The sequence below is a fragment of the Shewanella gaetbuli genome, assembly GCF_023284065.1.
GTDB lineage: Bacteria > Pseudomonadota > Gammaproteobacteria > Enterobacterales > Shewanellaceae > Shewanella > Shewanella gaetbuli.
In genome coordinates, this window is sequence record NZ_JAKIKP010000004.1 from 104,537 (window position 1) to 118,750 (window position 14,214).

A 14,214-nucleotide genomic window follows, 5' to 3' on the forward strand; every position below is an offset into this window, starting at 1 on the left:
ACCTGTTAACAAAATAAGCCAAATTTAAATTGACATCTGTTCGCCCAATGATTAATTTAAACGAGTGTTTAAATTGAGGGTAGATTAAAGAATGGCAGGTCGTACTGATACGAAGACAAGAATTCTAGATGCAGCAGAAAAGCTGTTTGCAGAGCGGGGATTTTCAGAAACGTCATTGCGGTTAATTACCAGTAAGGCAGAAGTTAATTTAGCCTCAGTTAATTATCACTTTGGCTCGAAAAAAGAATTAATTAGAGCCGTATTGGCCAGATACCTAGACGTATTTATGCCTAGTGCGGCTGGTGAAATTAAGCGGTTACATAACGCACCAGAACAAGCATCGTTAAATGAGATTTTCTCGTCTTTAATCAAACCATTATTAGAGCTGAATAAAGTGCGACAAGGCGGGACCATTATCTTTTTGCAACTGTTAGGAAGGGGCTATATTGAAAGCCAAGGTCATCTTCGCTGGTTCATCACCACACATTACGGAGAGTACCTTTCTACTTTTGTTCAAGCAGTTTCAGCAAGTGCGCCACATATTCCTGCCGCTGAAATGTTTTGGCGATTACATTTTACCTTAGGCACTATAGTTTTCACCATGGCATCAGCAGATGCTTTAAACGAAATTGCAGCGGCGGATTATGACGAACATAACGACACTGAAGCGATTATACGTAAAGTTATTCCTTATATGGCAGCAGGTGTTGCTGTACCCGTTACCACTAACTAGACAAACAAAGAAGGTTAATCATGAGTATCATCATATTGCTAATTATTGCAATCATCGTGCTCTTTGGAGTACGTAATGTCAGGATGCAAGTCATCACGCGACCTGCTTTTGCATTTTTTAAAAAAGTATTACCACCGCTTTCAAGTACAGAAAAAGAAGCGATGGAAGCCGGCGATGTATGGTGGGAAGGAGAGTTGTTTAAAGGCAACCCTAACTGGAACAAATTACACGGTTACGATAAACCAACATTAACAGCAGAAGAACAAGCGTTTTTAGATAACCAAGTTCAAACTGCATTAACCATGATTGATGATTTTGATATTGTTCATAATCGTAAAGATCTTCCGCCTGAGTTATGGGAATACTTTAAAAAAGAAGGTTTTTTTGCGTTAATTATTCCTAAAAAGTACGGCGGTAGAGAATTTTCTGCCTATGCCAATTCAACTATTGTGGCTAAAATTGCCACGCGTAGTGTAAGTGCAGCCGTTACTGTAATGGTGCCTAACTCATTAGGCCCAGGGGAATTGTTAACCCACTATGGAACTCAAGAACAAAAAGATCGTTGGTTACCTTCATTATCTGTGGGTAAAGATATCCCATGTTTTGCGTTAACAGGGCCAGAGGCAGGCAGTGATGCTGGTGCAATTCCTGATGTGGGGATTGTGTGCCGTCAAGAATTTGAAGGTGAAGAAACTCTAGGTATCAGTTTAACTTGGAATAAGCGCTACATTACCCTTGCCCCTGTTGCTACAGTATTAGGACTAGCGTTCCAAATGCGTGACCCTGACAAATTACTTGGTGATAAGAAAAACTTAGGGATTACTTGTGCATTGATCCCAACTGACCACCCAGGTGTTGAAATTGGCCGTCGTCATAACCCATTAATGATGGCGTTCATGAACGGTACAACAAGTGGCGAAGATGTATTTATTCCACTTGATTGGATTATCGGTGGTCCTCAATATGCGGGTAAAGGCTGGAGAATGCTAGTTGAGTGTTTATCTGCTGGTCGCGGTATTTCATTACCTGCATTAGCAACCGCCTCAGGCCATGTGACGACTAAAACCACAACAGCTTACAGTTATGTACGCCAACAATTTGGTATGCCAATTGGTAATTTTGAAGGTGTCCAAGAAGCGCTGGCCAGAATCATTGCTAATACCTACCAGCTTGAAGCTGCCCGTCGTTTAACAACCACCGGTATTGATGCCAAGGTTAAGCCTTCAGTTGTTACCGCAATTGCTAAATATCATATGACCGAGCTTGGTAGAGATGTATTAGAAGATGCAATGGATATTCAATCTGGTAAGGGTATTCAATTAGGACCTAAAAACTATTTAGGTCATGCATTTATGGCTAACCCAATTTCAATTACCGTTGAAGGCGCTAACATTTTAACTCGCTCGTTAATGATTTTTGGGCAGGGAGCTACACGTTGTCATCCATATGTGTTGGCAGAAATGGAAGCCGCTGGCATTGAGAATGAATCAGATGCCGTTGACCGTTTTGATACCTTATTATTAGGCCATATCGGTTACGCTACGGGTAATGCTTTAAGTGCTTTTGCTAATGCATTAACAGGAAGCAAGTTTGCTGCATCACCAGTAAGCGGTGAAACTAAGAAGTACTACCAAGATATGAAACGTATTTCTTCAGCATTAGCAATTATGACTGACTTATCTATGTTGATCATGGGAGGCGATTTAAAGCGCAAAGAAATGATTTCAGCACGGATGGGGGATGTATTAAGTCAATTATACCTTGCCTCTGCAACCTTGAAATTTTATGAAGACAACGGCCGTCAACATGATGATTTACCGATTGTTCATTATGTTATGACTCAACGTCTGCATTTTGCAGCTAAAGCTTTAGAGGAAGCGATACGTAACTTCCCTAATAAAGTGGCTGGTGTATTACTTAAAGTATTAATTTTCCCATTAGGGAATCACTTTAATGCTCCTGCAGATAAATCAGCTGTCGAGTTAGTTAAAGGCATGCTTAAGCCCAGCGCGGCACGCGATAGAATTACTTTCTTATGTGGTGAGTTTGACGGTGATAAAAGTGGTATAGCTGAGGTTGAAGCAGCATTTTTAGCTAAATATGCTGCAAAGGATCTGTATAAGAAACTTAAGAAAGCGCAGCGTAGTGGAGATTTAAAAGCGAAACTTCCAATGCATGATTTATTTGCAGCAGCTTTAGAAAAAAACATTATTACTGAAGCTGAGTATAAACAATTACTTGAAGCGGATGAAAAACGTTTAGCCGCAATTAATGTGAATGACTTTGAAAAGCTATAAGTTTTAATAAAGCGTATATTGAGTAAAGCGCCGAACCTGAAAAGTTTCGGCGCTTTTTATTGGTTATAGAATATAAAAAGCAGATTTCAGCCCAAAAGCATTGCTGAAATGACGGCGGGAAAGCGACGCTGAAATGATAGAGACACCGTCACCCTCGACATCTTTTATCGAGGGTCTATGTCTTCAGCCACAAAAAAACGCCAATCAAATTGATTGGCGTTTTTAGTAGTAAAAGTTAGTTATGCATTAGGCAACAACTAAAACCTTACAAGTGTTTGTGCCGCCGATGGTTTCCATTGCGTCACCTTTAGTCATTAATACCATGTCACCAGATTTAAGGTAACCAGCTTTAACCATAGTGTTTAATGCTTCTTTTGCTAACTCATCAGCACTGAATACGGTTGAATCAAAATACATTGGTTGAACACCGCGATATAACGCTGTCGTTGCTAATGTTTTTGCATGACGAGATAACGCAAAGATAGGCAGTGCAGAGCTAATACGAGACATTAATTTAGCCGTTGCTCCAGACTCTGTAAGCGAAATAATGGCTTTAACACCTTCTAGGTGGTTAGCTGCATACATAGTTGATAACGCGATAGTTTCTTCAACTGAAGTAAAGTTTTGCGTTAAACGGTGCTTTGACTGTTTTACACTTGGGTGAGATTCAGCACCAACACAAACGTTAGCCATTGCTTTAACGGTTTCTTCAGGGAAATCACCAGCAGCAGTTTCCGCTGATAACATTACTGCATCCGTTCCATCTAAAACAGCGTTAGCAACGTCCATAACCTCAGCACGTGTTGGCATTGGGCTTGAAATCATAGATTCCATCATTTGCGTTGCAGTAATTACAGCTTTGTTTAACTGACGTGAGCGTAAAATTAAACGCTTTTGAACAGCAACAAGTGCAGCATCACCAATTTCTACACCTAGGTCACCACGGGCAACCATAACAACATCACATGCTTTAATAACATCATCCATTGCCTCATCAGTTGCTACGGCTTCTGCACGCTCAACTTTGGCAACGATAAGTGCTTTGCTTCCAGCTTCTTCAGCAAGTTTACGCGCTAAATCTAAATCAGCACCTGTGCGAGGGAAAGAAACAGCTAAGTAGTCAACGTCAATTAACGCAGCAGTTTTAATATCTGCCATGTCTTTTTCAGTTAATGCAGGGGCCGTTAAGCCGCCACCTTGTTTGTTGATACCTTTATTATTTGATAAAGGACCTGCAACTGTTACTGAAGTGAATACTTTATTACCTTCAACACGCTCAACGCGTAATTGAACACGGCCATCATCAAGCATTAAGATATCACCGATGACTACATCACGTGGTAATTCTTTATAGTCGATACCAACTTGCTTCTCATCACCTTCACCTTTTGCTAGGTCAGCATCTAAGATGAACTCGTCACCAAGGTTAAGTTGAATTTTCTTGTTGTCTTTGAACGTTGAAACACGAATTTTAGGGCCTTGTAAATCACCTAAAATAGCAACATGTTTACCTAGCTCTTTAGCAATGGTGCGAACATCATCAGCACGCTTTTTGTGATCTTCAGGTGTGCCATGAGAGAAGTTCATACGAACAACGTTTGCACCCGCCGCAATAATTTTACGTAAATTATCATCACGATCAGTTGCAGGGCCTAAAGTAGTAACAATTTTTGTTCTGCGGAACATAACATACTCCGTTAAATATAAGATGAAAGATTAAAAATGGTTATTAAAAGTACTCTTTAATATTGGTACTAAAAATGATGTATGTATAGTAACAGACATTCACAAAAAATGTAGTAAAGTTACAAACAAAAAAGCCTTATTTGATGTGTATTTTTTGTGACAGAGAAAACGTTTTTCATAAAAAAAAGGCTAAAGCATTGATGCAGTAGCCTTCTCAGTTGAATAAATAATCTATTAATTAGTAATTACTTAATAGTAACTATGTCGTAATTACAATTCAAAACAAAAAAATTTGTAGATTAAATAGTCAAGTCTTTGTTTACACGGGATTCTTTTAGTACTTCTTTTACGCGTTTTAGGTTGTCACGAAAACGTGGGCCGCGTCGTAAAGTGAACCCAGTAGCTAAAACGTCAACAGTAACTAGTTGAGCTAAACGTGATGCCATTGGTAAATATAGGTCAGTATCTTCAGGTACTTCCATGGTAACTGGGAGAGTACATTCTAAAGAAAGAGGGGAATTACGTGCGGTAATACCAATAACCGCCGCACCATTTTCACGGGCAATTCTGGCAATCTCAATCAGAGACTTTGTGCGGCCAGTATGAGATATCAATACTACTACATCGCCTTCATTACAGTTAATGCAGCTCATTCTTTGCATTAATACATCATCGAAACAAATGACGGGTACATTAAATCTAAAGAATTTATTTTGCGCATCGTGAGCGACAGAAGATGAAGCTCCAAGGCCAAAAAACGAAATAGTCTTCGCTTGAGTTAAGATATCTACCGCTTTATTAATGGCCGCGGTATCTAGGCTTTGCCTTGCTGTATCGAGGGATGCCATTGATGATTCAAAGATTTTTGTTGTATAAGAGTCTGGGCTATCGTCTTCTTCTACATGTCGACTAACATATGGCGTACCATTAGCAAGACTTTGGGCTAAATGTAACTTAAAATCAGGAAAACCCTTAGTATCTAAACGACGACAAAAACGATTAACGGTTGGCTCACTAACGTCAGCCATTTTTGCTAAGGTAGCAATACTAGAATGAATTGCAGTTTGCGGTGAGGCCAAAATAACTTCAGCGACTTTACGTTCTGACTTACTAAATTGTGCTAGGTTTTTTTGGACCTTTTCTAATGTATTCATAATCATGCATCCGCAAATAAAGAGGTAATGTTCTTGTAATCTAAGTTCAAAAAAACACAGGGTGGTGGTATTTTTTTTACCTATGTAAGTAAACTGTAGTAAATTTTCAAGCAGACGTTTAACTACATAACTATTGTTATTATCTGTGTTTGTTGAAAATCATAGCAGATAACGTACCAAAATGACTACAGGGTAAACAAGGGATTATTTGCAAAATTTAGATGCATAATTCAAATTCTGTTGTTATATTACAACAAAAGTGTGTTTTTGATCATCAGTAGATAACAAAATAAACACGAAATAATAAAGGAGAGTTGTCAGTAATGGGTAAATCATCAGGTGCAAAAGCGTGCGATTTTGTGTTGTTTGGAACCAAAGGGGACTTAGCAAGACGTAAACTTTTACCTTCACTCTACCAATTAGATAAAGCAGAGCTTTTAGATAAAGACACTAAAGTTATTGGTGTTGCTAAAGATGCTTTTACACAAGAAGAGTTTATAGAGATTGTTACAAAGGCATTGAACACATTCGTTAAGGATGAAATTTGCCAAACGACTTTAGAACGATTCCTTTCACGTTGTCATTATATTGGTACCAACTTCACTGAGCCAGAAGGGTACAAAGCATTCCACGACTTACTAGAGCCAAAGAAACGTGTAATGGTTAATTATTTTGCGACGCCACCTTCTATTTTTGGTGCTATTTGTCGTTGTTTACATGAGCAAAAATTGATTCACTCTGACACCCGTGTGGTTTTAGAGAAGCCAATTGGAACAGATTTAGAGTCATCTCATGTGATTAATGATCAAGTGGCTAAGTTCTTTAACGAGAATCAAGTTTACCGTATTGACCATTACTTAGGTAAAGAGACGGTTCAAAACTTGATTGCACTTCGTTTTGCTAATTCATTATTTGCATCAAAATGGGACAACCGTACTATTGACCATGTGCAAATTACTGTCGCAGAAGAAGTGGGAATTGAAGGCCGTTGGGGTTATTTTGATGGCGCAGGCCAAATGCGCGATATGATTCAAAATCACTTATTACAGGTACTTAGCTTAGTGGCTATGGACCCGCCGGTAACATTAGATGCAGACAATATTCGTGATGAAAAAGTAAAAGTACTTAAGTCTCTTCGTCCAATTAATCAAGATAACGTGCATGAAAATACTGTACGTGGACAGTATAGTGCTGGCTTCTTAAAAGGTTCTCCAGTTCCGGGTTACTTAGAAGAAGAGGGTGCTAACAAGAAGTCAAATACTGAAACTTTCGTTGCGTTAAGAGTTGATATTGATAACTGGCGTTGGGCGGGTGTTCCTTTCTACTTACGCAGTGGTAAGCGTATGCCATTCAAGAGCAGTGAGATTGTGGTTTATTTCAAAAACCCTCCACATAATCTATATCGCTCTAACTACCGTAATCTTCCGCCTAATAAACTGACCATTCGTTTGCAACCTCATGAAGGGGTTGAAATTCAAATGATGAATAAAGTTCCTGGTCTGGAACAAAAGCAACGTTTACAAACCACTAAATTGGATTTGAGTTTCTCAGATACCTTTGCCAACGAACGTATTGCTGATGCTTACGAACGTTTACTACTTGAAGCGATGCTAGGTAACCAAGCATTATTTGTGCGCCGTGATGAAGTAGAGCAAGCATGGACATGGGTTGACGGTATTATTCAAGCATGGGAGCAAAGTGGAGAACGTCCAAAATCTTACCCAGCGGGTACATGGGGGCCGGTGGCATCAGTTGCGCTGATCACCAAAGACGGTCGCTCTTGGGACGAATAAGGAAATCATTATGATTAAAGAATCTGTATTTAAATCATTTGAAACACCAGCAAATTTAGAATCGACATTAGCTGATAAAATTGCGACTCAATTGCAAGATGCTATTGATAGTCGTGGTAAAGCAAGTCTGATTGTTTCTGGTGGCTCAACACCATTGAAATTATTTCAGCTATTAAGTAAAAAACCAATTGAGTGGGCGGAAGTTTATATTACTTTAGCTGATGAGCGCTGGGTTGAGTCTGATGAAAAAGATTCAAATGAAAGATTGGTAAGAGAGCATCTGTTACAAAACCGCGCCGCTAGCGCAAAGTTCAGAGGCTTAAAAAATATGTTTGCGACTCCAGAAGCTGGAGCGGCAATGTCTGGTGAGTCTTTGGCGAATTTCCCACGTCCTTTTGATGTGGTTGTGCTTGGAATGGGTACAGATGGACATACATGTTCATGGTTCCCATGCAGCAGCGAACTTAATAATGCGTTAAGCACCAAAGAAGTGTGTGTGGCAGTTAATCCAACCACTGCACCACATGCACGAATCACTTTGTCTAAAGATGCGATTCTGAATAGCCGTCAAATTTATTTGCATCTTGTGGGTGAATCAAAATTAACCGTTTATCGTCAAGCTCTTGAGAATGACGATGTAACTGAAATGCCGATTAGAGCCGTATTAGCGCAGCGTAAAACGCCCGTTGATGTGTTCTACAGCGCATAAAGGAGTAGTCACATGCATTCAGTAGTACAGACCGTTACTGACCGAATAATCGCTCGTAGCCAAAAATCACGTAAAGCTTATTTGTCAGCACTTAATGACGCAAAAGCAAAAGGTGTACATCGTAGTGCATTAAGCTGTGGCAACTTAGCCCATGGCTTTGCAGCATGTAAACCCGCTGAAAAAGATTCATTACGTCAGTTTACTAAAGCCAACATTGGTATCGTGACGTCATTCAACGATATGTTGTCTGCACATCAACCGTATGAAGACTATCCAAAACTGTTAAAGGCTGCCTGTGAAGAAGTCGGCAGTGTTGCTCAAGTTGCGGCGGGTGTACCTGCTATGTGTGATGGTGTGACTCAAGGTCAACCAGGCATGGAATTGAGCTTACTTAGCCGTGAAGTCATTGCAATGTCTACCGCTGTCGGACTTTCTCACAATATGTTTGATGGCGCTTTATTGCTGGGTATTTGTGACAAAATTGTCCCAGGGCTTTTAATTGGTGCTTTAAGCTTTGGTCATTTACCGATGTTATTTGTTCCTGCTGGCCCAATGAAGTCTGGTATTCCAAATAAAGAAAAAGCGCGTGTTCGTCAAAAGTTTGCTCAAGGATTAATTGGTCGTGATGAGTTACTTGCTGCTGAATCTGCGTCTTATCACAGTGCGGGTACGTGTACCTTCTACGGAACGGCAAACTCGAATCAACTGATGCTAGAAGTGATGGGGCTACAACTGCCGGGTTCATCATTTGTTAATCCAGATGATCCATTACGTGAAGCACTCAATAACATGGCTGCCAAGCAGGTATGTCGCTTAACCGAAATGGGGACTCAATATACGCCAATTGGTGAAGTAGTATGTGAAAAATCAGTGGTTAATGGCATTGTTGCTTTGTTAGCTACTGGCGGTTCAACTAACTTAACCATGCATATCGTTGCTGCTGCCCGTGCTGCAGGTATCATTGTGAACTGGGATGACTTCTCAGAGCTGTCTGATGCAGTGCCTCTATTAGCGCGTGTTTATCCTAATGGTCATGCGGATATTAACCACTTCCATGCAGCAGGCGGCATGGCGTTATTAGTCAAAGAATTATTGGATGGTGGTTTATTACATGAAGATGTACAAACTGTCGCAGGATTTGGCTTACGCAAATATACCCAAGAGCCAAGATTAATAGACGGTGAATTACGTTGGGTAGAGGGGCCAAGCGCTTCATTAGACAAAGAAGTGTTAACTCATTTAGATACGCCATTTCAAAATAACGGTGGCTTAAAACTCCTCAAAGGTAATTTAGGTCGCGCAGTGATTAAAGTGTCTGCCGTACCTGAGAAAAATCGTATTGTTGAGGCTCCAGCCATTGTCATTGATGACCAAAATAAACTTGATGCGCTATTCCAAGCCGGTGAACTAGATCGTGATTGCGTTGTTGTGGTTAAAGGTCAAGGGCCAAAAGCCAATGGTATGCCAGAGCTTCATAAGTTAACCCCTTATTTGGGTAGCTTACAGGATAAAGGCTTTAGTGTTGCATTGGTTACAGACGGTCGTATGTCGGGCGCTTCAGGTAAAGTTCCTGCAGCTATTCACTTAACACCAGAGGCACTAGACGGTGGTTTGATAGCCAAAGTACAAGATGGCGATCTGATTCGCGTTAATGCTGAAACAGGTGAACTGAGCTTGTTAGTTGAGGAAGCAACTTATCAAGCAAGAGAAGCATCTCAAGTTGATCTTCATCATTCTGCCTATGGCATGGGACGTGAGTTATTTGGTTCTTTACGCCGTAGTTTAAGTAGTCCTGAAACCGGTGCCAGAAGCACAAACGCAATTGACGAAATTTATTAATTAAAGGGAAAGCAACTAATGAGTGAGAATAACTGGTCACTTCAACCACAAGATGTGTTTAAGCGTAGTCCGATTGTGCCTGTGATGGTCATTAATAAAATTGAACACGCTGTACCACTAGCCAAAGCATTAGTTGCAGGTGGTATTAGTGTATTAGAAGTGACATTGCGTACTCCTTGCGCTTTAGAAGCTATAGCTAAAATTGCTAAAGAAGTACCTGAAGCGTTAGTCGGTGCGGGTACAATTTTAAATGAACAGCAGCTAAAGCAAGCTGTTGAGGCGGGCTCGCAATTTATCATCACTCCAGGTGCTACTGTTGATTTACTTAAAGCGGCTAAAGCGGGCAATGTGCCGCTTATCCCAGGCGTAGCAAGTATTTCTGAAGTTATGGTGGGTATGGAATTAGGTTACACTCATTTTAAGTTCTTTCCTGCTGAAGCCTCTGGTGGTGTTAACGCACTTAAATCATTTTCGGGTCCGTTAAGCGGTATTCGTTTTTGTCCAACCGGTGGCATTGGCCCTAAATCTTATAAAGAATATTTAGCGCTAGGTAATGTTGACTGTATTGGTGGTAGTTGGATTGCACCAACAGATGCGGTTGATGCCGAGGATTGGCAAACAATAACTCAACTGTGTAAAGATGCGTTGAACGGTCTATAAGTTGCTAAGTTTGTTATTAAAAAGCCAGTGTTTTCACTGGCTTTTTTGTTTTCAAAATTTTACTTAAATTGCTGAAAGTATCGGAAGAATCTTACTGACTTTATCAAAACATTCTTGATATTCAGCATCAACATTGGAGTCAGCAACAACACCACCACCTGCCCAACAGTATATTTTATTCGCATCAGTGATTAATGTTCGAATAGTGATGCTAGTGTCCATAGTATCGTCTTGGCTGATGTAACCAATACTGCCGCAATAAATGTTGCGTCTAGAAGGTTCAAGCTCTTCTATTATTTCCATGGCTCTAATTTTTGGGGCACCAGTGATTGAGCCACCAGGAAAACTCGACTTCAATAAATCTATAGCGCTGTAATTAGGTGATAATTTAGCAGTAATTGTACTCACTAAATGATGTACCGCAGGAAAACTTTCAATCTCAAACAATTTAGGCACACTCACACTGCCAGGTGCTGCTACTTTGCCTATATCGTTACGGAGCAAATCAACAATCATCACGTTTTCTGCTCGGTCCTTTTCAGACTGTTTTAGCTTGTTTGCTTGTTGTAGGTCTAATAACGGATCTGAGTGCCTTGGTAGGGTACCTTTAATCGGTTTTGTTTCTATTTGGTTTTCGTGAAGTTGTATAAAACGCTCAGGTGATATCGATAAAATAGCGTAATTTTTTAATCTAATAAAAGCAGAAAAGGGCGCTTTGTTAGCTTGCGTTAGCGCTTTATAAGCTTGCCATTCATCACCTTGATACTCAGCTTCAAATCGTTGCGTTAAGTTGATTTGATAACAATCACCGCTTAATAAGTACTGTTGAACTTGATCAAAGCGGTGATAATACTGCGCTTTAGTAGTTTGATTATGCCAAGCGGTTGTTAACTTAAATTGCTCAGTAAGGGCATTTTGGCTCTGCTTATCAACTAATAATGAATTGATTATGTTGACAATAGATGGTTCAACATCTTGCTGGTAACACACGTAATACCATGTTTTATCGTGATAACTATAAATTAAGCACTGATCATAAAAACCAATACTTAACTCGCTTGTAACTATATCTCTAACCGCAGTTGTCGGAAGCTGTTCAATTGTACGCCCAAGATCGTAACTAAAGGCGCCCAGTGCACCGCCACTAAAAGGCAGTTTAGATTGTTTTTTTATAGGATAGAGCTGTTGTTTACAGATATTAAGCGCATCTAATGGTTTGATGTCTGGCTGTTTAAGCGCCTGATTAATGGCTTTTACACTATTATCAAATTGTGCTTCTAACTGAGTCGTTGGCTTAAAGTTAATCTGACCATTATCACTGGTAAGCGTAGCAATAGGGTTAAATACAATAATGTCGAATGCCGCATCTTGGTGTTCTGCGCCAGCGGAATCTAACAACATTGCCCATGGTTCAAGGCAGACTAACTCGAAAATTTCGTGTGTCGAATTTGTCCAATTTAATGGTGTAATTGTTAACGCTTGTTCACCACGTTGCATCATCGATTAACCTTATCTTAAAAGTGCGGTAGCCCAAAAAGGATGGAAAGAGTATCATATTGGCCACCAAAGGATTAATACCTAAATTCAGTTGATTTTCAACTGATGATAAAAACGATAATTAAGTTAGGCCGAATGGCTGCTGGAGCGCCCCTATATGTCTATAAACACTCAGACTTCCTCAACACCTGTTGTCATCAAACAAGCTGATTTTATTGAAAGTATTGCAGATTCTTTGCAGTATATTTCTTACTATCATCCTAAAGATTTTGTTGATGCAATGTACCAAGCTTATCAACGTGAAGAAAGCGCTGCTGCAAAAGATGCGATCGCTCAAATTTTGATAAATTCACGTATGTCTGCTGAGGGTAAACGCCCGTTATGTCAAGACACGGGCATTGTCACCACTTTTGTTAAAGTGGGTATGAATGTGTCTTGGGATAAAACCGATATGACAGTGCAACAAATGGTTGATGAAGGCGTAAGAAGAGCTTACACCAATCCAGATAATCCATTACGTGCCTCAATTGTTGCTGACCCTGCTGGAGCACGAAAAAACACTCGTGATAACACGCCTTCAGTTGTTCATATTGATATGGTGGCAGGCAACCAAGTTGAAGTGATGATTGCTGCAAAAGGTGGTGGTTCAGAAAACAAATCTAAAATGGCGATGTTAAATCCGTCTGATGATATTGCAGCTTGGGTAGAAAAAACGTTACCGACAATGGGTGCAGGCTGGTGTCCTCCAGGAATGCTAGGTATAGGTATTGGTGGTACGGCTGAAAAAGCCGCTGTGATGGCCAAAGAGTCATTAATGGACCCGGTTGATATTCACGAACTTATTGAAAAAGGTGCTGAAACAGCAGAAGAAAAACTGCGTTTAGATATCTTTAATCGTGCTAATGATTTAGGTATTGGTGCTCAAGGGTTAGGTGGCTTAACCACAGTTTTAGATATTAAAATTAAATCAGCCCCAACTCATGCCGCCTCAAAACCTGTTGTGATGATCCCTAACTGTGCAGCGACTCGTCATGTACACTTTCATTTAGACGGAAATGGTCCAGCAGAATTAACCCCGCCATCATTAGATGATTGGCCTGAAATTACTCGCGAAGCCGGTGAAAACACTCACCGCGTTAATTTAGACACGGTTACCCAAGCCGAAATTGAAACCTGGAAAAGCGGTGATACTTTATTACTTAACGGTAAAATGTTGACTGGCCGCGATGCTGCCCATAAACGTATTCAAACATTACTTGATTCTGGTGAAGGTTTACCTGAAGGCGTCGACTTTACGGGTAAGTTTATTTACTACGTAGGTCCAGTTGATCCAGTGGGTGATGAAGTTGTTGGCCCAGCTGGCCCAACTACCGCCACTCGTATGGATAAGTTCACCGACATGATGTTGGAAAAAACCGGTTTAATGGGCATGATTGGTAAATCTGAGCGTGGACCACAAACGGTTGAATCAATCAAAAAACATAAAGCGGTTTATTTAATGGCCGTGGGTGGTGCAGCTTATTTGGTATCTAAAGCGATTAAAAAATCTCGTGTCGTTGCTTTTGAAGATTTAGGTATGGAAGCGATATACGAATTTGAAGTTAAAGATATGCCTGTTACTGTTGCCGTGGATTCAAATGGTGATAACGCCCATGAAACTGGGCCAGCAATTTGGAAAATCAATATTGCTGAGTCAAAAAAATAATTAAATTGTAGTTCAGTATTATCAAACGCTTAAATAATCTTTATCTTGGTATAACGGTTGTTTGAGCGTTTGAGATTAGGTATTGTTCAAACAAACTAACTCGATAAAACAATCAACAAAACGATCAATATAACAATCAAC

General features: G+C 40.1%; 10 protein-coding genes. 7 read left to right on the forward strand and 3 right to left on the reverse strand.

Annotated elements, in window-relative coordinates; translation table 11 throughout:
• Nucleotides 1-91 precede the first annotated feature (91 nt).
• Together psrA and L2672_RS07390 are read left to right on the forward strand one after the other, a co-directional pair.
• On the forward strand, nucleotides 92-733 hold the full coding sequence (gene psrA / locus L2672_RS07385) for a TetR family transcriptional repressor PsrA (protein WP_248995191.1): 642 nt from the start codon (nucleotides 92-94) through the stop codon (nucleotides 731-733).
• A 17-nt stretch (nucleotides 734-750) separates the two neighbouring features.
• Nucleotides 751-3,030, forward strand: a complete 2,280-nt coding sequence (locus L2672_RS07390) for an acyl-CoA dehydrogenase (RefSeq protein WP_248995355.1) — start codon at nucleotides 751-753, stop codon at nucleotides 3,028-3,030.
• Between the two features lie 246 nt (nucleotides 3,031-3,276).
• Here the strand turns inward: L2672_RS07390 and pyk are convergent, their stop codons facing one another.
• Both pyk and L2672_RS07400 read right to left on the reverse strand, forming a co-directional pair.
• Complete coding sequence (gene pyk / locus L2672_RS07395; RefSeq protein WP_248995192.1) at nucleotides 3,277-4,716, reverse strand: pyruvate kinase; 1,440 nt, start codon at nucleotides 4,714-4,716, stop codon at nucleotides 3,277-3,279.
• A gap of 299 nt (nucleotides 4,717-5,015) precedes the next feature.
• Entirely contained in the window at nucleotides 5,016-5,870 is an 855-nt protein-coding gene (locus L2672_RS07400; RefSeq protein WP_248995193.1) for a MurR/RpiR family transcriptional regulator, read from the reverse strand.
• Nucleotides 5,871-6,193: 323 nt separating this feature from the next.
• Between L2672_RS07400 and zwf the strand changes: the two genes are divergently transcribed.
• Genes zwf through L2672_RS07420 form a run of 4 tightly spaced genes read left to right on the forward strand, consistent with a single transcriptional unit; the run spans nucleotide 6,194 to nucleotide 10,871 of the window.
• On the forward strand, nucleotides 6,194-7,663 hold the full coding sequence (zwf, locus tag L2672_RS07405; RefSeq protein WP_248995194.1) for a glucose-6-phosphate dehydrogenase: 1,470 nt from the start codon (nucleotides 6,194-6,196) through the stop codon (nucleotides 7,661-7,663).
• A gap of 10 nt (nucleotides 7,664-7,673) precedes the next feature.
• A complete protein-coding gene (gene pgl, locus L2672_RS07410) occupies nucleotides 7,674-8,372 on the forward strand; it encodes a 6-phosphogluconolactonase (protein WP_248995195.1) in 699 nt (232 codons plus the stop codon).
• A 12-nt stretch (nucleotides 8,373-8,384) separates the two neighbouring features.
• Entirely contained in the window at nucleotides 8,385-10,211 is a 1,827-nt protein-coding gene (gene edd / locus L2672_RS07415; protein WP_248995196.1) for a phosphogluconate dehydratase, read from the forward strand.
• Nucleotides 10,212-10,229: 18 nt separating this feature from the next.
• Nucleotides 10,230-10,871, forward strand: a complete 642-nt coding sequence (locus L2672_RS07420) for a bifunctional 4-hydroxy-2-oxoglutarate aldolase/2-dehydro-3-deoxy-phosphogluconate aldolase (protein WP_248995197.1) — start codon at nucleotides 10,230-10,232, stop codon at nucleotides 10,869-10,871.
• A 63-nt stretch (nucleotides 10,872-10,934) separates the two neighbouring features.
• Here L2672_RS07420 and pabB read toward each other — a convergent pair whose 3' ends face one another.
• On the reverse strand, nucleotides 10,935-12,371 hold the full coding sequence (pabB, locus tag L2672_RS07425; RefSeq protein ID WP_248995198.1) for an aminodeoxychorismate synthase component I: 1,437 nt from the start codon (nucleotides 12,369-12,371) through the stop codon (nucleotides 10,935-10,937).
• A 154-nt stretch (nucleotides 12,372-12,525) separates the two neighbouring features.
• On the opposite strand from pabB, the gene L2672_RS07430 reads away from it, so the two are divergent.
• The gene (locus tag L2672_RS07430; protein WP_248995199.1) at nucleotides 12,526-14,073 is read left to right on the forward strand and encodes a fumarate hydratase; all 1,548 of its coding nucleotides are present in this window, start codon (nucleotides 12,526-12,528) and stop codon (nucleotides 14,071-14,073) included.
• Nucleotides 14,074-14,214 lie beyond the last annotated feature (141 nt).

Excerpts from the sequence above, each read along its gene's own strand:
- psrA (WP_248995191.1), top strand. The coding sequence starts at position 92 with ATGGCAGGTCGTACTGATACGAAGACAAGAATTCTAGATGCAGCAGAA.
- pyk (WP_248995192.1), bottom strand. The coding sequence starts at position 4,716 with ATGTTCCGCAGAACAAAAATTGTTACTACTTTAGGCCCTGCAACTGAT.
- L2672_RS07400 (WP_248995193.1), bottom strand. The coding sequence starts at position 5,870 with ATGAATACATTAGAAAAGGTCCAAAAAAACCTAGCACAATTTAGTAAG.
- zwf (WP_248995194.1), top strand. The coding sequence starts at position 6,194 with ATGGGTAAATCATCAGGTGCAAAAGCGTGCGATTTTGTGTTGTTTGGA.
- pgl (WP_248995195.1), top strand. The coding sequence starts at position 7,674 with ATGATTAAAGAATCTGTATTTAAATCATTTGAAACACCAGCAAATTTA.
- edd (WP_248995196.1), top strand. The coding sequence starts at position 8,385 with ATGCATTCAGTAGTACAGACCGTTACTGACCGAATAATCGCTCGTAGC.
- L2672_RS07420 (WP_248995197.1), top strand. The coding sequence starts at position 10,230 with ATGAGTGAGAATAACTGGTCACTTCAACCACAAGATGTGTTTAAGCGT.
- pabB (WP_248995198.1), bottom strand. The coding sequence starts at position 12,371 with ATGATGCAACGTGGTGAACAAGCGTTAACAATTACACCATTAAATTGG.
- L2672_RS07430 (WP_248995199.1), top strand. The coding sequence starts at position 12,526 with ATGTCTATAAACACTCAGACTTCCTCAACACCTGTTGTCATCAAACAA.